Source organism: Corynebacterium sp. NML180780 (assembly GCF_007786415.1).
In the GTDB taxonomy this organism is placed as follows: Bacteria; Actinomycetota; Actinomycetes; order Mycobacteriales; family Mycobacteriaceae; genus Corynebacterium; species Corynebacterium gottingense.
The window spans coordinates 157696-176003 of record NZ_VNKN01000006.1; the positions used below are offsets into that span (position 1 = coordinate 157696).

The following is an 18308-nucleotide window of genomic DNA, read 5'->3' on the forward strand; positions in this document are numbered from 1 at the left end:
GGCTCATGTCCTGGCCCATGTCCTCGCGCGTGAATTCGCAATTCATGCGGACCAGCCTACCGGTTGTTTCCCGCACGTGTGCCCCGGGAGGTTGCTAGGATCAGGGCCCATGCGGAACATCCCCAGCCTCCAGGAGCTGCCTGTCTCCACCGAGCAGTTGCTGCGTGCCGTGCTTGCCGTCCTCGGCATCGTCAGCGCAGTCGCCCTCACCGTGGTCAGCGCGCAGCACTCCGACGGCTCCTCGCACGCGGACGGGCGCGGCGACAGCTACGTCGATCCCGACTTTGACACCGGGCAGCAGCTCGAGGAGATCCGCACCGACTTCTTCACCGCCATCGCCCAGTTGCGTATCGACGACACACTGCCCCCAGTCAGCCTCGACCCCGAATTGCAGCGCACCGCCCAAGCCCAAGCAGAGGGCAACGCGGTCACCGGTGAGCAGCCACCGCTGGATGCCGGCGAGAAGACCGCGCAGGTCTCCGCCCACCTCCCGGTAGAGCAGGCCTCCGGCTACGAGTTCTTCGAGCTGTTCACCCACTCGCCCGAGCACATGGAGGTGCTGCTGGATGATCGCCACCGCGACGTGGGCATCGGCGTGGCCTACGGGCGCGGCGATGTGTGGGTCGTCGTGGCGTTTGCGGGATAGCCCCGAAGAGCCCCTTCCGCGCAAATAAACGCGACGCGCGCGACCAGGGCGTAGTCTGTAAGACCATGACGAACTCCACGCCGGACTCTACAGCGTTTCTGACCGACATGTACGAGCTCACCATGCTCGACGCCGCACTGAAGGACGGCACCGCACACCGCCAATGCGCGTTCGAGGTATTTACCCGGCGCCTGCCCGGCGAGCGCCGCTACGGTGTGGTCGCCGGCACCTCGCGCGTGATCGACGCGGTAGAAAAGTTCCGCTTCACGCAAGACCAGATCGACGCGGCCGACTTCCTGTCCGACGAGGCCAAGGACTACCTGGCCAACTACCGGTTCTCGGGCGACATCGACGGCTACCGCGAAGGCGACATCTACTTCCCCTACTCCCCCATCATGACGCTGCGCGGCACCTTCGCCGAGTGCGTCATCCTGGAAACAGTCATCCTCTCCATCCTGAACTCGGACTCCGCTGTCGCCTCCGCCGCCTCCCGCATGGTCTCGGCGGCAGACGGCCGCCCGATCATTGAGATGGGCTCGCGCCGCACCCACGAGCAGTCCGCCGTGACCGCCGCCCGCGCCGCCTACATCGCCGGGTTCGAGGCCACCTCCAATATGGAGGCGTCGCTGCGCTACGGCATCCCGCCGTCAGGCACCGCCGCGCACTCCTGGACGCTGCTGCACGTGGACGAGGACGGCACGCCGGACGAGAAGGCGGCGTTCAAGGCGCAGATTGACCAGCTGGGCGTAGATACCACGCTGTTGGTGGACACCTTCGACATCACCAAGGGCGTGGCCAACGCCATCGAGGTCGCGGGCACGGAGCTCGGCGCGGTGCGCATCGACTCGGGCGATCTGGGCATCGTGTCGCGCCGCGTGCGCCAACAGCTGGACAAGGCCGGCGCGTTTAACACCCGCATCATCGTCTCCTCCGACCTCGACGAGTTCGCCATCGCCGGGCTGCGCGGCGACCCGGTCGACGGGTTCGGCGTGGGCACCTCCGTGGTCACCGGCTCCGGCGCCCCCACCGCCGGGCTCGTGTACAAGCTCGTCGAGGTGGAGGGCCACCCGGTGGCGAAGCGCTCGTCGGGCAAGCAGACCTACGGCGGCGCGAAGACGGCGCTGCGCGGCTACCGCGCGTCAGGCGTCGCTGTCGCCGAGATCGTCTACCCGCTCGACGCGGAGATCACCCGCAAGCCCAACCTGGATTACCACGAGATCGTGGTGCCAATGGTGCGCGGCGGCAAGCGCCTCCCCGAGTACGACGAGCAGCACGGCAGCCTAGAGCAGGCCCGCACCCTGCACGACGCGGCGCGCGGCACCCTGCCGTGGGAGGGCCTCGCGCTCTCGCGCGGCGACGCCGCCATCCCGACGCGATTCGTCGGCTTCCCCGACCCGCTGGACTAACACCGACCCCGCTACACTTTCACGGTGTGAGCACGCGCGAGGAAGAAGAAGGCACCACCACCGGCGACGTTCCCCTGAGCGGGGAGACGCTGGAATTGTTGGGCGCTGTCGTCGATAAGCTTGGGGGTGCAACGCGCGAGGGGCAGCAACGCATGGCTGAGGCCGTGGCGCGCGCACTGGACACGGAGCGCCACCTCGCGGTGCAGGCCGGCACAGGTACCGGCAAGTCCTTCGCCTACCTCGTGCCCGCGGTGCGCTACGCGCAGGCCAACGACACCACGGTGGTCGTCTCCACCGCCACGCTCGCGCTGCAGCGCCAGCTGGTGCAGCGCGACCTGCCGCGCCTTGCGGACGCGCTCGAGCCGCACTTGCCGCACCGCCCCACCTTTGCAATTCAAAAAGGCCGCAATAACTACGTCTGCCTGAACAAGCTCGCGCAGGACGAGCCAGAGGGATCGCTTATCGACGAATCCGAGCTCTCCTGGACCGGCCGCCACGTCAAGCGCGTGGCCGAGTGGGCGCAGGAGACCGAGACCGGCGACCGCGACGACCTCTCCCCCGGCGTGCCGGACCTGGCATGGCGGCAGGTCTCCGTGACCTCCAACGAGTGCCTCGGTGCGGCCCGCTGCCCGCACGGCGAGGAGTGCTTCGCGGAGCTCGCGCGAGAGAAGACGCGCGACGTGGACGTCGTGGTGACCAACCACGCGCTCCTGGCCATCGACGCGCTCGCGGATTCCAACATCCTGCCCGAGCACGAGGCCGTGCTCATCGACGAGGCCCACGAGCTGGACGCGCGCATCACCTCGGTGGCCACGAACGAGATCTCCGCCCGAGCGCTCACGCTCGCGGCGCGGCGCGCGGACAAGATCGGCGGCGACGGTGACAAGCTCGAGGAGGTCAAGGACGACTTCACCGCGGTGCTCGACCTGGAGCAGCCCGGCCGCTGGGAGCGCATCTCCGACCCGGCCCGCGGCGCGTTCGCCGCGCTTCGCGACGCGCTCTGGGCCACCCGCACCAGCATCGCGGACAGCCCCGAGGGCGAATCGGAGAACAACCCGGAGAAGTTTGCCGAGCGCACGAACCTGAAGAACCACCTCGGCGACCTGCACGACGCGGTCGTACGCATCCTGGGCGTGTTTGACGAGGACGACCCCGCCAAGCACACGGACGTGGTGTGGCTGACCCGCAACGACCGCTTCGGGGACTCCGTCGCCGTCGCTCCCCTGTCCGTGGCGGCCCTGCTTCGCGAGAACCTGTTCGGCGAGCAAACCGTCGTGCTCACCTCCGCTACGCTCACGGTCGGCGGCAACTTCGACGCGATGGCCGCTGCCTGGGGCCTGCCGTCCGGGTCCTGGGACAGTCTGGACGCGGGCACCCCATTCGACCCGGCGAAAGCCGGCATCCTCTACACCGCCCGCCACCTCCCAGCCCCCGGCCGGGACGGGCTGAGCCGCGAGACTCTGGACGAGATCGCCACCCTCATCACTGCCGCGGGCGGGCGCACCCTCGGGCTGTTCTCCTCGCGCCGCGCCGCCGAACAGGCCGCGGAGGCGATGCGCGCGCGACTCCCCTTTGACATTTTCCTACAGGGCGAGGACTCCACCGGCGCGCTCGTGACCGCCTTTGCCAACGCGGAAAACTCGTGTCTGTTTGGCACCCTGTCGCTCTGGCAGGGCGTGGACGTGCCCGGCAGTTCCCTCTCGCTCGTGCTCATTGACCGCATCCCCTTCCCCCGCCCCGACGACCCGCTCCTCCAGGCGCGCGCCAACGCCGCCGACGCCGCCGGCCGCTCCGGGTTCATGGAGGTCTCCGCAACCCACGCGGCACTCCTCATGGCGCAGGGTGCCGGCCGCCTGCTGCGCTCGGTGGACGACCGCGGCGTCGTCGCCGTGCTGGACAACCGCTTAGTCACCAAGCGCTACGGCGCATTCCTCCTGCGCTCGCTGCCGCCCTTCTGGCAAACCGACCGGCTCGACGTAGTCACCGGAGCGCTCAAGCGCCTGGTCGCCCGCTAGCCGGGTCGAACGCGCCCGGCGGCAGCGTGAGCACCGTCATCGAGCCGGGCGTGACCTCGGTAAAGCCCGCATCACGCACCGGCACCGCGCCCGGGTGCGCCGCGCAAGCGGCGAACACGTCCGCAGGCACCTCGCGCACGTTCAGCGGGCACCCGGCGGCAGCCCACTTACGCACCTCGCCGTCCGGGCGCGCTGCCGCGTACAGCATCGACGCGTGCCCCACCTGCGCCGCCGCCTTCCCGGCCGTCATCTCGAGGGACGCGTCCACCGCGATCGTCGGCGCGGTCGGGTCGAACGGGAGCGGGCCCTCGTCGGCCGGCAGGTCCGTGCCGCGGACCTGCAGCTTCGCCAGCTCGTGCGGCACCTCGGACACCGCGGAGGGCACGAACGCGCGCACGCTGCCGACGGTCACGCCGGGCAGCGCCTGGACATCGTCCCACGCCTTGTTGCGGGCGCGCCGCGCCACCTTCCGGATCCTGCGGGAGTACCACGCCTCGAGCCGTTCGCGCCAAAACCCGTCGCGCTCGGCCCGCTCGTCGAGGCAGACGAGGAGGGCGGCACGTGCGGCGTCGATAAGCATGGCGTTGCGGGCGGGCGGGTCCTGCTTCGGCAGATTGATGGCCATTTGCATCGCCTGCACCGCCGCGGGGTCGTCGGGGTCGCCGGAGCCTGCGCCTATCGACGCCGCGAGCAACCCGTGCGCCGACGCCGTCACAGAGGGCGCCTGGTGTCGATGCCCGCGGCCGCGTCGGAGGAGTCGATCTCCTCGCGGGGAATGCCCAGGATGTAGAGGACCTCGTCCAAGAACGGGAAGTTCACCGACGCGTCCGCGACCTCCTTGAGGGCGGGCTTGGCGTTGAACGCAATGCCGAGGCCGGCGCGGGAGATCATGTCGATGTCGTTGGCGCCGTCGCCCACCGCGACCGTCTGCGAAAGCGCCAGCCCGGAGTCCGCGGCGAACTCGGCGAGGAAGTCCGCCTTGGCCTTGCGGTCCACCACCTTGCCGATGACCCGGCCGGTGAGCTTGCCGTCCTCAATCTCCAGCGTGTTGGCGCGCACGTAGTCCAGCTCGAGGTCCGCGGCGAGGTCCTCGAGCACCTGGATGAATCCGCCGGAGACGACCGCCGTGCGGTAGCCCAACGAGTTGAGCGTGCGGATGGTGGTGCGGGCGCCCGGGGTGAGCTCGATGTCGGCGGCAACACGGTCGATGACAGAGGCGTCGAGCCCAGCCAGTGCCTTCACGCGCTCGCGCAGCGACTCCTCGAAGTCCAGCTCGCCGCGCATCGCGCGCGCCGTTACCTCGGCCACCTCCGCTTCGCGGCCGGCGTGGGCGGCGAGCATCTCGATCACCTCGCCGGTGATCAGCGTTGAGTCGCAGTCGAAGCAGACGAGGCGCTTCGCGCGCCGGTGCAGGCCTGCGTGCTCCATCGCCACGTCCACGCCGAGTTCGCCGGAGAGCTCGGCCAAACGCTTGCGCAGCTCCTGGGCATCGCCAGGTGTGTAGTCCGGCATGGTGATGCGGAATTCCAGCCCGGTTACCGGGTACTGGGCAACGCCGCGGATGGCGTCGATGTTCGCGCCCACGGCGGCGAGCTCCGCGCCGAGGCGGGAGATGGCCTCCGCGCTGACCGGGTTGCCCAGGGCCACGAGCACGTGCGTCGAGCGGGGGCGCGACACCGCGCGGGCTTCCGCGTGTGTCTCGATGTTCACGCGCTGGCCGTACTCCCATAGCCCATCGCGAAGCTCTCGCTCAACCTGCGTGAGCGAGTGAGGGTCCATGCCTACCAGGGCCGCGAGCATCATGCGTCCGCGGAAGTCTGTCTGGGAGACGTCGAGCAGCTGCACCCCGTGCCGTGCAAGGACGGTAAAAAACTCGGCGGAGACGCCGGGGCGGTCCGGGCCCGAGGTGGAAATCACCGCGGGCTTAAGACCCGGTTGCAGTTCGACTTGGAAGGCTGGCTGGTTGGTCACAAACCAGGACGATAGCACAGCAAAACCCCTCACCGAGGCGGTGAGGGGTAATTACTGTCAGGGGGTTCGCGCCAAGCGAATTACTTGGTCACAGCGGTAGAACCGGTGGTTGCGGACTCGCCCTTCCAGGTTGCCGGGCCGTCTGCGTGGTGGCCGGCGTGCGCCTCGCGGCGCAGGGTCTCCACCATGTGCGGGTAGTGCAGCTCGAACGCGGGGCGCTCGGAGCGGATGCGCGGCAGCGCGGTGAAGTTGTGGCGCGGCGGCGGGCAAGAGGTTGCCCACTCGAGGGAGTTGCCGTAGCCCCACGGGTCGTCCACGGTGACGACCTCGCCGTAGCGCCAGGACTTGAACACGTTCCAGATGAACGGCAGCATACCGATGCCCAGGATCAGGGCGCCGACGGTGGAGACCTGGTTCAGGAAGGTGAAGCCGTCGGTGTCCAGGTAGTCGGCGTAGCGGCGCGGCATGCCCATGTTGCCCAGCCAGTGCTGGACCAGGAAGGTCATGTTGAAGCCGATGAAGACCAGCCAGAAGGACAGCTTTGCCAGGCGCTCGTCCAGCATGCGACCCGTCATCTTCGGGAACCAGAAGTGGACGCCGGCGATTGCGGAGAACACCACGGTACCGAACAGGGTGTAGTGGAAGTGCGCGACCACGAAGTAGGAGTCGTGCAGGTGGAAGTCCAGCGGCGGGGACGCCAGCATGATGCCGGTCAGGCCACCGAAGAGGAAGGTGAACAGGAAGCCCATCGCCCACATCATCGGGGACTCGAAGGTGATGTGGCCGTTCCACATGGTGCCGACCCAGTTGAAGAACTTCACGCCGGTCGGCACGGCGATGAGGAAGGTCATGAAGGAGAAGAACGGCAGCAGGATCGCGCCGGTGGCGAACATGTGGTGCGCCCACACGGCCATGGACAGGCCCGCGATGGCCAGCGTTGCGAAGACGAGACCGATGTAACCGAAGATCGGCTTACGGGAGAAGACCGGGACGATCTCGGAGATGATGCCGAAGAACGGCAGCGCCAGGACGTACACCTCCGGGTGGCCGAAGAACCAGAACAGGTGCTGCCACAGGACGGAGCCGCCGTTAGCGGTGTCGTAGATGTGGCCGCCGAGCAGGCGGTCGTACAGCACGCCCAGTGCCGCGGCGAGCAGCAGCGGGAAGATCATCAGCACGATGATGGAGGTGACGAACACGGTCCAGGTGAAGACCGGCAGGCGGAACATGGTCATGCCCGGTGCGCGCATGGTCAGCACGGTGGTGAGCATGTTGATCGCGGAGGCGACGGTACCAACACCGGTTGCGCCCACGCCGACGATCCAGAGGTTGGCGGAGACGGACGGGGTGTGGACAGCGTCAGCCAGCGGCATGTACATGGTCCAGCCGAAGTCGGCCGCACCACCCGGCGTGATGAAGCCGGAGAGCATGGCGACAACGCCGACGGTGGTGATCCAGAAACCGAAGGCGTTCAGGCGCGGGAAGGCCACGTCCGGTGCGCCGATCTGCAGCGGCAGGATGTAGTTAGCAAAGCCCCAGACGATTGGGGTACCAAAGGCCAGCAACATCACCGTGCCGTGCATGGTGAACAGCTGGTTGAACTGCTCGTTGGACAGGAACTGCATGCCCGGGTGGAACAGCTCAGCACGGATAAGCAGCGCCATGAAACCGCCGAGGAAGAACCAGACGAAGGACATGATGATGTACATGATGCCCAGTTCTTTGTGGTCGGTCGTGGTCAGCTGCTTGTAGATTTTGGAGCCACGGCGAGCGTGTCCCGTCGGCTCCGGACGTGTCGGCGGGACATGATTGTCCAGCCTTGGCGCCACAGCGGTCATTCGATCCTCCTGACTTCGGCTCGCCACCGCAATGGCGGCGAGGCCTTGTTAGATACCGAATCATCATATGTGATCGGCTCATGGAATTGCCAGCCCTCCCAGGCCAGCTACAGGTTAAACAATAGGCCCTTGCGTCACATCGTGCGCGCCGGTCCGCGGGAGCCACGCGCGATTGGCAGGGATTGCCCCGCGTGCGCGCCCACTCCCCCGCCGAGGTGGGCGCGACACGCCCAAACACCTCGACAGATTGCCGGTTGACCCCATGCGTGGTCAACCGCGTGTCACGGTCCCCCGTTGTATATCAAACGAAAGGTTGAGGCTTATCGACGCTCACGTGGTCGTCGATAAGCGTGCCCCTAAAAGTCCCAATCCTCATCGGCGGTGTCCTCCGCCTTGCCGATGACGTAGGACGAGCCGGAGCCGGAGAAGAAGTCGTGGTTCTCATCCGCGTTCGGCGACAGCGACGCGAGGATCGCCGGCGACACCTTGGTCTCATCCGCCGGGAAGAGCCCCTCGTAGCCGAGGTTGTTCAGCGCCTTGTTGGCGTTGTAGCGCAGGAAGCGCTTGACGTCCTCGGTCCAGCCGAGCGGGTCGTAGATGTCCTCGGTGTACTGCTGCTCGTTCTCGTAGAGGTCGTAGAGCAGATCGAAGGTGTACTCCTTCAGCTCCTCCTGGCGCTCCGGGGACTCCTCGCGCAGCGCGACCTGGTACTTGTAGCCGATGTAGTAGCCGTGCACGGCCTCATCACGGATAATGAGGCGGATGATGTCGGCGGTGTTGGTCAGCTTGGAGTGCACCGACCAGTTCAGCGGCAGGTAGAACCCGGAGTAGAAGAGGAAGGACTCCAGCATCACGGAGGCGATCTTCTTCTTCAGCGGGTCGTCGCCGCGGTAGTAGGACTTGACGATCTTCGCCTTGCGCTGCACCTGGGCGTTTTCCTCGGTCCAACGGAATGCGTCGTTAATCTGCGGCGTGGACGCCAGCGTCATATAGATATTGCTGTACGACTTCGCGTGCACGGACTCCATGAAGGCGATGTTGGTATACACGGCCTCCTCGTGCAGCGTGCGCGAATCCGGGATCAGCGACACCGCGCCGACCGTGCCCTGGATGGTGTCCAGCAGGGTCAGGTTCGCAAACACGCGCATGGTGGCGAGTTGTTCCGCGTCATTGAGCGTGTTCCAGCTCGGGATGTCGTTGGACACCGGAATCTTTTCCGGCAGCCAGAAGTTGCCGGTGAGGCGATCCCACACCTCCTGGTCCTTTTCATCCGGAATCTCATTCCAGTTGATCGCCTTAATCGGGTTCGGGTGGCTATCCAGGTATGCCTGATATTCCTCACTCATGGCTCACATCCTAACCAATTGTCTTCTTCCCCACCGCACCGCGCGTCACGCGATTTTGTTTACCCCCGTTGAGGACTAGGATAATGGTAGTTCTATTTCTCGTTTTCCCACCATATGAGGTTGAATTCCATGGCCGCACCCCAGGAACCTTCGGCGGAGCCCCTGCTTACGTCGATCCTTGACACCCTCGGCGAGCAAATCATTTCCGGCGCCCTCGAACCCGGATACACCTTTACATTGCAGGACTTATCCTCCAGGTTCGGCATCTCTCGCACCGTTGCCCGCGAGGTCATGCGCGCGCTCGAACAGATGGGGCTCGTCTCCTCATCACGCCGCGTAGGCATTAAGGTACTGCCGCCCGAGCACTGGGCGGTGTTCGATCAGTCCGTGATCAAGTGGCGCCTCTCGTGCGCCGAGCAGCGCCCCGCGCAGATTACGTCGCTCAACGAGCTGCGCACCGCCGTCGAGCCGGTCGCCGCGCTGCTGGCCGCCAGCCACGCAACGCCTGCGCAATCGGCCCGCCTGCTCGAGCTCGCGGAGCTGCTGGTCAACCTTTCCGAGGCGGGCGCCGGCAACACGCAGGAATTCCTCGACGCGGACAAGGAGTTCCACACGCTGATCCTGCACGCATCTGGCAACGAGATGTTTTCCACCTTGGCGGAACCGATCATGCACGTGCTCGAAGGTCGCACGCGCTACGGCATCATGCCGGACGATCCCTCAGTGCCCGCGATGCGCATCCATGTCGACCTGGCAAAGGCAATTAGCGACGGCGACGCCTCCGCCTCCGAAGCTGCCTCCCGCGACCTGCTCACCGGGATCAAAACCTTCCTGGCGATCTAATAGAGAGGTACAAAAAGGGGCCTGCCCGCCGAAGTCGGCGCGCAGGCCCTCTTTACGTGTCGGGGCCCGGTCGTGTGCCAGCGGCAGCTCTGCCGGCTACAGCATGCAGGACACGCAGCCCTCGACCTCGGTGCCTTCCAGCGCCATTTGGCGCAGGCGGATGTAGTACAGGGACTTGATGCCCTTGGTCCATGCGTAGATCTGCGCGCGGTTCAGGTCGCGGGTGGTGACCGTGTCCTTGAAGAACATGGTCAGCGACAGGCCCTGGTCCACGTAGCGGGTCGCCACTGAGTAGGTGTCCACGATGGCCTTGTAGCCAATCTCGTACGCGTCCTCGAAGTACTCCAGGTTGTCGTTGTCCATGTGCGGCGCCGGGTAGTAGACGCGGCCGATCTTGCCTTCCTTGCGGATCTCAATCTTGGAGGCGATCGGGTGGATCGACGAGGTGGAGTTGTTGATGTAGGAGATGGAGCCGGTCGGCGGCACCGCCTGCAGGTAGCGGTTGTAGATGCCGTCGCGCGCCACGTCCTGCTTCAGCTGCTGCCACTCCTCCGCGGTTGGTGCGGCGATGTTGGAAGCGTCGAAAAGCGCCTTGACCTTGTCGGTCTTGGGCTGGAAGTCGGCCGTGTCGTAGCGGTCGAAGAATTCGCCGGTGGCGTACTCGGACTTGTCAAAGTCGGCGAACGCCTGGCCCTTTTCCACCGCGATCTTGTGGGACGCACGGATTGCCTGGAACATCACGGCGGCGAAGTAGGCGTTGGTGAAGTCGAGTGCCTCCTCGGAGCCGTAGTGGATGTGCTCGCGGCCGAGGTAGCCGTGCAGGTTCATCTGGCCAAGGCCGATGGCGTGCGAGGCGTCGTTGCCCTCGCGCACGGACGGCACGGAGTTAATGGCCGTCTTGTCCGCCACGGCGGTCAGCCCGCGGATGGCGGTCTCGATGGTGCGGGCAAAGTTGTCCGAATCCATCGTCATCGCGATGTTCAGCGAGCCCAGGTTGCAGGAAATGTCGTGGCCGACCTCCTGGTAGGTCAGGTCCTCATTGAGCTCGGAGGCGGAGTTGACCTGGAGGATCTCGGAGCACAGGTTGGACATGTTGATGCGGCCGGTCTTCACCGGGTTCGCGCGGTTCGCGGTGTCCTCGAACATGATGTACGGGTAGCCGGACTCGAACTGGATCTCCGCCAGCGTCTGGAAGAACTGGCGGGCGTTGATCTTGGACTTGCGGATGCGCGGGTCCTCCACCATCTCCTCGTACTTTTCGGTCACGGAGATGTCGGCGAAGGGCTTGCCGTAGACCCGCTCGACGTCGTACGGGCTGAACAGGTACATGTCGTCGTTGCGCTTGGCCAGCTCGAAGGTGATGTCCGGGATGACCACGCCGAGCGAGAGGGTCTTGATGCGGATCTTCTCGTCCGCGTTCTCGCGCTTGGTGTCCAGGAACTTCATGATGTCCGGGTGGTGCGCATTCAGGTACACCGCGCCCGCGCCCTGGCGCGCACCGAGCTGGTTGGCGTAGGAGAAGGAGTCCTCCAGCAGCTTCATCACGGGGATGACCCCGGAAGACTGGTTCTCAATGTGCTTGATCGGCGCGCCGGACTCGCGGATGTTGCTCAGCAGCAGGGCGACGCCGCCGCCGCGCTTGGACAGCTGCAGCGAGGAGTTGATGGCGCGACCGATGGACTCCATGTTGTCCTCGATGCGCAGGAGGAAGCAGGAGACGAGCTCGCCGCGCTGCGCCTTGCCGGCGTTGAGGAAGGTCGGGGTGGCGGGCTGGAAGCGGCCGGTCATGATCTCGTCCACGAGCGCGGACGCGAGCTCCTCATCGCCGTCGGCGAGGAAGAGCGCCGTCATCGCCACGCGATCCTCAAAGCGCTCGAGGTAGCGGCGGCCGTCAAACGTCTTCAGGGTGTAGGAGGTGTAGTACTTGTACGCGCCGAGGAAGGACTTAAAGCGGAACTTGAAACCGTAGGCGCGCTTGAACGTCTCCTTCACAAATTCCCAGTCGTAGGCGTCCACGACGTGCGGCTCGTAGTACTTGTTGTCCACCAGGTACTTCATCTTCTCTTCCAGGTCGTGGAAGTACACGGTGTTCTGGTTCACGTGCTGGAGGAAGAACTGATTGGCCGCTTCCCGGTCCTTATCAAACTGGATGTGGCCGTCCTCGTCGTAGAGGTTCAGCAGCGCGTTGAGCGCGTGATAATCCAACTGGTCGGTGGTATTCACCGGTTCCGGGACGACTTTCCCGTGCTTATCCGAAGCAGAAGCGTAGGTGGACACAGCAGAGCCTTTCATTCACGTTTGTCGGATCTCTAGGTTACAAGTTTGAGGTTTCTTGCGCTCGGGCGCAGGGCGCGCGCACTAGGCGCTGCGCGGATCGCGCCGGTATTTCGCCTGGTACTTGGCGCGCAGCGCGTCGAGCCGGTCCCCATTATCCGCGGGAAGCGGCTCCATCGCCGCCTGTTGCCTTTCGCTCAACGGCGTGAGCCCGAGTGCCCCCGCGTTGTGGATCAGCGAGCCGCGCACGTGTGCCACGTCGTCCCACGTCCCCATCAGCTCGAAGCGGTAGAGGTAGGGGACGTTGCACTTGCGCGCGATAATGTCGCCAGCCACGCAGTAGTCTGGGCCGAAGTTCGAATTGCCACCCGCGATCACACCGCGCAGCTGCGACCGGTTGCGCGGGTTGTTGAGGAAGCGGATGACTTGCTTGGGCACGGGCCGTGATTGAGCATTGCTTATCGACGCCCCTCCCCCGTACGTCGGACACACCAGCACAAAGGGCTCGTCCACCTCGAGCGGTGCCTCCGCCCTGCGCAGCGGGATCCGCGCGCTGGGCAACCCGACCTTTTCCACGAAACGTTTCGTATTCTCCGTCGTCGAGGAAAAATACACGACAAGCATGCTCGCTCCAGGTGTTGAATTGTGCAGGTGGTGGGATGCGCGCCCCGCCCAGGGCGCGCCGTGTGGCTCGCGCGGAGCCGCTTAGGCGGCGGGCTTCAGGCCGCGGATGCGATCCGGGCGGAAGCCGGACCAGTGCTCACCGTCCACCTCGACGATGGGTGCCTGCAGGTAGCCGAGCGCCATGACGTAATCACGAGCCTCCTCGTCCACCGAGATGTCGACGAGGGAGTATTCCAGACCAGCCTTGTCGAGGGCCTTGGTGGTTGCCTTGCACTGCATGCAAGCGGGCTTCGTGTACACGGTGATGGACATAACCTGTAGCTCTTTTCTGTCGCGTTTACGGGAAGATGACGGGGTTTCCTCGGCGCTGATTCCTACCTCAGCGCAACACCAAGAAACACTATACCTTGGGGCAATTTCTGGCAAGTGATACTACATGTAGTAGTTACAGGGCTGGTATTCCCAGGATAGGCCCCAGGAATTACCCACATGTAGTCCGCTATAACCACTCCCGCACCAGCAAACGGGTTACATCCGTGCAATTTAATTTCACAAAAGCCAACACCCCGCCACCGGCCGGACGGAAATCCGGTTGGTGGCGGGGTGTTTGGGCGGGCGGTGAACTAGCCCTGGCGAGCCTTGAAGCGCGGCTCCTTCTTGTTGATCACGTAGACCTTGCCGCGGCGGCGTACAACCTGGGCGCCCGGCTTGTTCTTCAGCGACCGAAGCGACTTGCGGACCTTCATCGGGCGCTCCTTTCTTCTCGAGGTTTCATTGACCTGCGACCTCATGCCCAGCCGCAGCACGCTACCAGCATGCTGCGCGGTGCCGGGTCGCGACACGTCGATTAAGGTTACACGTTCTTCTGCCCAGCACCAAAACGCTGGCGCATCTCCGCGGCGACGTCGTCAAGACTGCGCCCCATCGTCTCCGGGACCCGGCGCGCCACGAAGACGGAGGCGACCACGCCGAAGACCGCGAAGAGGCAGAAGGTGAAGGTGGCAGAGGTGGCGTCGACAAGCGGGAGGAAGAACTGGGCGACCACCCAGTTCATCACCCACAACGCGAGCCCGGCCAGGCCCATCCCCACGCCGCGGACCTGTGGGGGCACGAGCTCGGAGATGAGCAGCCATGTCGTCGGCGAGACCGCGGCCTGCTGCGAGGCGATGAACCCCGCCATGCAGGCGAGCGCCACCCACGCCAGGGCCGCATTCCCCTCCGCGGCACGGAACATCACGGCGAGCGCGACGAGGAAGACCACGTTGCCCGCCAGACCGATGAGCAGCAGGCGCGTGCGGCCGATCCGGTCCACCACCTGCAAGCCAACCCAGCACGCGACCACGGACACCAAGCCAATGACGATGGAGGTGTAGACGGCGTTTTCGGTGGAGAGCCCGACGGTCTCCATCATGGTGGGTGCGAAGTAGACGATCGCGTTGACGCCGGTGACCTGCTGCGTCACGCCGAGCAGCGCGGCGACGAGGACTGTGGAGCGCAGCCAGGGGGTTCGGCGCAGGGTGCGCCATTCCCCGGCACTGGCGGCCTGGCGCGTCTGGGCGTCGTCAAGCAAGAGCTCCTCGAGCTCATCCGAGCCCATGCCGACGCGCGCCGCAGTCACCTCCGCCTGCCGACGTGCCCCGCGACGCGCCTGCCACAGCGGGGTTTCCGGCAACAGGAGCATGCCGACCGCCAGCGCGGCGCCCGGGACGGCGGCGAGGCCGAGCATCCACTGCCAGCTGCCCGTGTGCGCGAGCACCGAGTTGACCAGGTACGCGAGGAGCTGGCCGACCACGATCATGAGCGTGTTCAGCGAGACGAGCTTGCCGCGGACCTTCGCCGGCGACATCTCCGCGATGTACATGGGCGTGACGATTGAGACACCGCCGACCGCGACCCCGAGAAAGGTGCGCGCCGCCGCGAGGGCCCCGACGCCGCCGGCCAGTGCGCACCAGACGGAGCCGAGGACGAAGAGGGCGCCGCCGACGATGAGTGTGCGGCGGCGGCCGAGCGCGTCTGCAACCGCGCCGCCGCCGAGGGCGCCAATGGCGGCGCCGACGAGCAGCATGGACGTCACCAGCCCCTCCTGCCCCGGAGACATGCCAAACTCAGTGGTGATAAAGAGCAGCGCGCCGCTCATCACGCCGGTGTCGTAGCCGAACAGGAGGCCGCCGAGCGCGGCCGTGGCGGCGACGGTGCGCACGTAACGTGGTGCGCGAGTGTTGTGAACCATGTCCCCCAATATGGCTGACGGCTACGATGGATGTCATGTCTGAACACGACGAAAACCTGCAGCAGGACATCATAAACGCCCTGGGTGTGCGCCCCTTGATCGATTCAGAGGAGGAGGTGTCGCGCCGCGTTGACTTCCTGGTTGACTACCTCGCAGCCACGGGCGCGAACGGCTTCGTACTGGGCATCTCCGGCGGGCAGGACTCCACCCTTGCGGGCAGGCTCGCCCAGCTCGCGGTGGAGCGGCGTCGCGCCGAGGGCGCCGAGGCCACGTTCGTCGCGGTCCGCCTCCCGCACGGCGTGCAGGCCGACGAGGACGACGCGCAGCTCGCGCTCCAGTTCATCCGCCCCGACGAGACCGTCACCGTGGACATCAAGCCCGCCACCGACGCGCTCAACGCGCAGGTTGCCTCCGCCATTGGGGTGGACGGCCTCGGCGACTTCAACAAGGGCAACGTAAAGGCCCGGCTGCGCATGGTGGCGCAGTACGCCATCGCTGGCGAGCGCGGCTTCCTGGTCATTGGCACCGACCACGCGGCGGAGAACATCACCGGCTTCTTCACCAAGTTCGGCGACGGCGCGGCCGACCTCCTCCCGCTCGCCGGCCTGAACAAGCGCCAGGGCGCCGCGCTGCTCCAGCACCTCGGCGCCGCCCCGCGCCTGTGGGAGAAGGTGCCCACCGCGGACCTGGAGGAGGATCGCCCGGCGCTGCCCGATGAGGAGGCGCTCGGCGTGAGCTATTCGCTTATCGACGATTACCTGGAAGGCAAGCAGGTGCCCGCCGACACCGCGGCGCGCCTGGAACACCTCTGGCGCGTCGGCCAACACAAGCGCCACCTGCCGCCGGGGCCGACCGAGAACTGGTGGCGCTAGCTGCTCTTTCCGGCCCCTGTGCCGAGGGCGTCGAGGGTGTCGAGGGCGGCGCGGACCAGCGCCGAGCCGTAGCTCGGGCCGTGGGTGGTGGCGTGGACCGCGAGCGGGTGCAGCTGGTGAACCGGGATGCGGGCGCGCCAGCCTGGCCCAAGCGTGCCGCCCGCGCCGAGGTACCCGTCCACGATCGCGTCGAAGTACGGAGCACCGAAGAGCTCCAGCATGGCGATGTCCGTCAGCGGGTGCCCGCCGTGGGCGGCCGGGTCGATGAACCTCGGCCCCTCCGGGCTAAACAGGAGGTTGCCCGCCCACAGGTCGCCGTGGATGCGCGCGAGCGGGGCGTCCTCGTCCTCGGCCAGGAGCGCGTCGCAGGCACGCTCAACCTCGCTGAGCCCGTGCGCGTCCAGGTTGCCTACGGCGTGCGCCGAGCGCGCGAACGGTAGCACGCGTTGGTTGACGTAGAACTCGGCCCAGTGGTGCGTCGGCACGCAGTCCTGCTCAAGGCGCCCGATGAAGTTCGGCCCCTCCCACCCGGTCGGCGGGGCGCCGAACGCCGGGGCACCCGCGGCGTGGATCGCAGCCAACTCGCGGCCGGCGCGTAGCGCAGCGTCTCGAGTTGGGCGTGCGGGCTCGACGGATTCGATGGTGAGGGTGTTCGTGGCGTCGTGAAGCGAAAGGACCTCGACCACGGCCTTCGATCCCTCTCGCAGCCAGCGAAGCCCCGCCGCCTCGGAGGCGGCGGACCCCGGGGCGCTGCCGTGCTTGGTAAAGCCCTTAGACATCAATGCCCTCCTTGTCCAGCAGGTAACGTTTCGCGTCGGTGCCGCCACGGTAGCCGCCGAGACCGCCGTCTGCGCGCAGCACCCGGTGACAGGGCACGACGATGGGCAGCGGGTTGTGCGCGCAGGCACCGCCGACCGCGCGCACGGCGTTGGGGTTTCCCACCTGCTCGGCGAGCTGCTTGTAGGTGGTGGTGGCGCCGAAGGGGACGCGGGCGAGCTCCCGGAGGACCTCGGTGCGAAACCCCGACGCAAAGCGAAAGTCCAGCGGGAGCGTGAAGCTCGTGCGGTGGCCCGCGAAGTACTCCGTGAGCTGTTGGGCGGCCAGCGGTACTTCGGCGGGGCGGTCGGCGCGGTCGCGCTCGGCGTCGATGTCGTCGCACTCGAAGAGGACCTTGGCCAACCCCTTCGGTGTCACGACGAGGCCCAGGCGGCCAATTGGGGAATCGATCTGGTGGAACTGCAGCGTGTCCATGGGCCCCACCGTAGCCTGCAAACGGCCTGCTCGCCGGGGGCGCATTCGATAAACTCCAAGTTATGCACAAGAAACTTGCAAGCATTACTCTTCTCCTCGTTGCATCAGCCGCGACGCTCGTGGGGTGCAGCGATTCCTCTTCCGAGACGATCGCGGGGACAAACCCGCCTATCGACGCCACCGTGTGCGACGGCGACGCCGGCTGCGAATCCGACATGCGCGACTTGAGCCACAAGCTGGTGGATGCTGATGACGCGAACGGCGACGGCGTTATTGACCAGGAAGAGCTCGACGCGGCACGCGACCGAATGGATAAGGAGCAGGCCGACAAGGAAGCCGCAGAGCAAGCGGCATCCGAATCGAGCGCGGCAGCGGCAGCTTCCGAGTCTGCAGCCGCAGAGGCGTCCCGCTCCGCGCAGGCGCGCGAGGAGGCGGAGCAGTCAGCGGCGGCAGCGTCCGAGGCAGCCGCAGCGGAAGCGCGCAACCAGCAGCAGGCGCCCGAACCGGAGCCGGCACCCGCGCCGGTACAAGAAGCTCCGCAGCAGGAGGCGCCAGCGGAGCAGGCTCCTGCCCAGCAGGCTCCTGCCCAGCAGGCTCCTGCCCAGCCCGCGCCGCAGCAGGGCGGGCCGAGCATGGAGTGGGCCACCATGGGCCCCTACGCCTCCGAGTGGACGTGCGAGCAGGCGCGCAGCCTCTGGCCGGTGGACTCGAGCGCTTGCTACACCGGGGCCGACGGCAGCGCCTACTTCGAGGGCATGCGCCAGGCTGCGCAGTAGGCAGCCCGGCAGTGGGGATTACGTCGGCTGCGCCCATACAATCGGCACCTCAAGGTTGACGAGAACAGCTTGACGAGGGTGCGACAAACGGGACCGCGGACAAATAGTTGGAGTGCCTCAGGGGCGGAGAGGTTTCTTCGATGTCTGCTCGGTTTCCCCGTGAGATCCGGGAGCAAGCAGTTGATAAGTTTCTTGAAGGCATGCCGTACAAGCGCA

17 protein-coding genes are annotated in these 18308 nt (G+C 66.3%); 6 read left to right on the forward strand and 11 right to left on the reverse strand.

Translation table 11 applies throughout. The features are described from left to right. Positions 1–109: 109 nt before the first annotated feature. From FPP74_RS05725 to FPP74_RS05735, 3 genes are all read left to right on the forward strand, one after another. Positions 110–646 (forward strand): CAP domain-containing protein, encoded by a 537-nt coding sequence (locus FPP74_RS05725; protein WP_095537386.1) that lies wholly within the window; start codon positions 110–112, stop codon positions 644–646. 65 nt (positions 647–711) lie between these two features. Continuing rightward, on the forward strand, positions 712–2052 hold the full coding sequence (locus FPP74_RS05730; protein ID WP_095537387.1) for a nicotinate phosphoribosyltransferase: 1341 nt from the start codon (positions 712–714) through the stop codon (positions 2050–2052). 26 nt (positions 2053–2078) lie between these two features. Further along, positions 2079–4067 carry an ATP-dependent DNA helicase gene (locus tag FPP74_RS05735; protein ID WP_279629696.1) on the forward strand — a complete coding sequence of 663 codons (1989 nt, stop codon included), beginning with the start codon at positions 2079–2081 and terminating at the stop codon, positions 4065–4067. Here FPP74_RS05735 and FPP74_RS05740 read toward each other — a convergent pair. The 4 genes from FPP74_RS05740 to nrdF form a co-directional block, all read right to left on the reverse strand. After that, positions 4045–4782 carry an aminoacyl-tRNA hydrolase gene (locus FPP74_RS05740; RefSeq protein ID WP_239215404.1) on the reverse strand — a complete coding sequence of 246 codons (738 nt, stop codon included), beginning with the start codon at positions 4780–4782 and terminating at the stop codon, positions 4045–4047. The genes FPP74_RS05735 and FPP74_RS05740 overlap by 23 nt on opposite strands. Then, positions 4779–6038 carry a phosphoserine phosphatase SerB gene (gene serB / locus FPP74_RS05745; RefSeq protein WP_095537388.1) on the reverse strand — a complete coding sequence of 420 codons (1260 nt, stop codon included), beginning with the start codon at positions 6036–6038 and terminating at the stop codon, positions 4779–4781. The genes FPP74_RS05740 and serB overlap by 4 nt, the downstream gene beginning before the upstream one ends. A gap of 80 nt (positions 6039–6118) precedes the next feature. Next, positions 6119–7876, reverse strand: a complete 1758-nt coding sequence (ctaD, locus tag FPP74_RS05750) for a cytochrome c oxidase subunit I (RefSeq protein WP_095547456.1) — start codon at positions 7874–7876, stop codon at positions 6119–6121. 356 nt (positions 7877–8232) lie between these two features. After that, positions 8233–9222, reverse strand: coding sequence for a class 1b ribonucleoside-diphosphate reductase subunit beta (nrdF, locus tag FPP74_RS05755; protein ID WP_095547457.1), 990 nt, complete (start codon positions 9220–9222; stop codon positions 8233–8235). A 129-nt stretch (positions 9223–9351) separates the two neighbouring features. On the opposite strand from nrdF, the gene FPP74_RS05760 reads away from it, so the two are divergent. Beyond that, positions 9352–10065 (forward strand): FadR/GntR family transcriptional regulator, encoded by a 714-nt coding sequence (locus FPP74_RS05760; protein WP_095547458.1) that lies wholly within the window; start codon positions 9352–9354, stop codon positions 10063–10065. A gap of 96 nt (positions 10066–10161) precedes the next feature. Here FPP74_RS05760 and nrdE read toward each other — a convergent pair whose 3' ends face one another. From nrdE to FPP74_RS05785, 5 genes are all read right to left on the reverse strand, one after another. Continuing rightward, positions 10162–12342: a class 1b ribonucleoside-diphosphate reductase subunit alpha gene (gene nrdE / locus FPP74_RS05765; protein WP_369825023.1), complete on the reverse strand. Its 2181-nt coding sequence runs from the start codon at positions 12340–12342 to the stop codon at positions 10162–10164. An 81-nt stretch (positions 12343–12423) separates the two neighbouring features. Further along, the gene (nrdI, locus tag FPP74_RS05770; protein ID WP_144717404.1) at positions 12424–12963 is read right to left on the reverse strand and encodes a class Ib ribonucleoside-diphosphate reductase assembly flavoprotein NrdI; all 540 of its coding nucleotides are present in this window, start codon (positions 12961–12963) and stop codon (positions 12424–12426) included. An 81-nt stretch (positions 12964–13044) separates the two neighbouring features. Next, a complete protein-coding gene (gene nrdH, locus FPP74_RS05775) occupies positions 13045–13275 on the reverse strand; it encodes a glutaredoxin-like protein NrdH (RefSeq protein ID WP_095275361.1) in 231 nt (76 codons plus the stop codon). 311 nt (positions 13276–13586) lie between these two features. Further along, on the reverse strand, positions 13587–13709 hold the full coding sequence (ykgO, locus tag FPP74_RS05780) for a type B 50S ribosomal protein L36 (protein WP_005511141.1): 123 nt from the start codon (positions 13707–13709) through the stop codon (positions 13587–13589). A gap of 107 nt (positions 13710–13816) precedes the next feature. Next, a complete protein-coding gene (locus FPP74_RS05785; RefSeq protein ID WP_144717406.1) occupies positions 13817–15193 on the reverse strand; it encodes a sugar porter family MFS transporter in 1377 nt (458 codons plus the stop codon). 26 nt (positions 15194–15219) lie between these two features. On the opposite strand from FPP74_RS05785, the gene nadE reads away from it, so the two are divergent. Continuing rightward, positions 15220–16065, forward strand: a complete 846-nt coding sequence (nadE, locus tag FPP74_RS05790; protein WP_095535347.1) for an ammonia-dependent NAD(+) synthetase — start codon at positions 15220–15222, stop codon at positions 16063–16065. Here nadE and FPP74_RS05795 read toward each other — a convergent pair. Then, complete coding sequence (locus FPP74_RS05795; protein ID WP_095555725.1) at positions 16062–16844, reverse strand: fructosamine kinase family protein; 783 nt, start codon at positions 16842–16844, stop codon at positions 16062–16064. The two genes, nadE and FPP74_RS05795, sit on opposite strands and share 4 nt — an antisense overlap. Next, positions 16837–17316, reverse strand: a complete 480-nt coding sequence (locus tag FPP74_RS05800) for a methylated-DNA--[protein]-cysteine S-methyltransferase (RefSeq protein ID WP_095535345.1) — start codon at positions 17314–17316, stop codon at positions 16837–16839. The genes FPP74_RS05795 and FPP74_RS05800 overlap by 8 nt, the downstream gene beginning before the upstream one ends. Before the next feature lie 62 nt (positions 17317–17378). Between FPP74_RS05800 and FPP74_RS05805 the strand changes: the two genes are divergently transcribed. Beyond that, positions 17379–18092 carry a hypothetical protein gene (locus tag FPP74_RS05805; protein WP_144717408.1) on the forward strand — a complete coding sequence of 238 codons (714 nt, stop codon included), beginning with the start codon at positions 17379–17381 and terminating at the stop codon, positions 18090–18092. Positions 18093–18308: the final 216 nt, after the last annotated feature.

Coding starts and splice junctions, on each gene's coding strand:
- FPP74_RS05725 (WP_095537386.1), top strand. CDS start 110: ATGCGGAACATCCCCAGCCTCCAGGAGCTGCCTGTCTCCACCGAGCAG.
- FPP74_RS05730 (WP_095537387.1), top strand. CDS start 712: ATGACGAACTCCACGCCGGACTCTACAGCGTTTCTGACCGACATGTAC.
- ctaD (WP_095547456.1), bottom strand. CDS start 7,876: ATGACCGCTGTGGCGCCAAGGCTGGACAATCATGTCCCGCCGACACGT.
- nrdF (WP_095547457.1), bottom strand. CDS start 9,222: ATGAGTGAGGAATATCAGGCATACCTGGATAGCCACCCGAACCCGATT.
- FPP74_RS05760 (WP_095547458.1), top strand. CDS start 9,352: ATGGCCGCACCCCAGGAACCTTCGGCGGAGCCCCTGCTTACGTCGATC.
- nrdI (WP_144717404.1), bottom strand. CDS start 12,963: ATGCTTGTCGTGTATTTTTCCTCGACGACGGAGAATACGAAACGTTTC.
- nrdH (WP_095275361.1), bottom strand. CDS start 13,275: ATGTCCATCACCGTGTACACGAAGCCCGCTTGCATGCAGTGCAAGGCA.
- ykgO (WP_005511141.1), bottom strand. CDS start 13,709: ATGAAGGTCCGCAAGTCGCTTCGGTCGCTGAAGAACAAGCCGGGCGCC.
- FPP74_RS05785 (WP_144717406.1), bottom strand. CDS start 15,193: ATGGTTCACAACACTCGCGCACCACGTTACGTGCGCACCGTCGCCGCC.
- nadE (WP_095535347.1), top strand. CDS start 15,220: ATGGATGTCATGTCTGAACACGACGAAAACCTGCAGCAGGACATCATA.
- FPP74_RS05795 (WP_095555725.1), bottom strand. CDS start 16,844: ATGTCTAAGGGCTTTACCAAGCACGGCAGCGCCCCGGGGTCCGCCGCC.
- FPP74_RS05800 (WP_095535345.1), bottom strand. CDS start 17,316: ATGGACACGCTGCAGTTCCACCAGATCGATTCCCCAATTGGCCGCCTG.
- FPP74_RS05805 (WP_144717408.1), top strand. CDS start 17,379: ATGCACAAGAAACTTGCAAGCATTACTCTTCTCCTCGTTGCATCAGCC.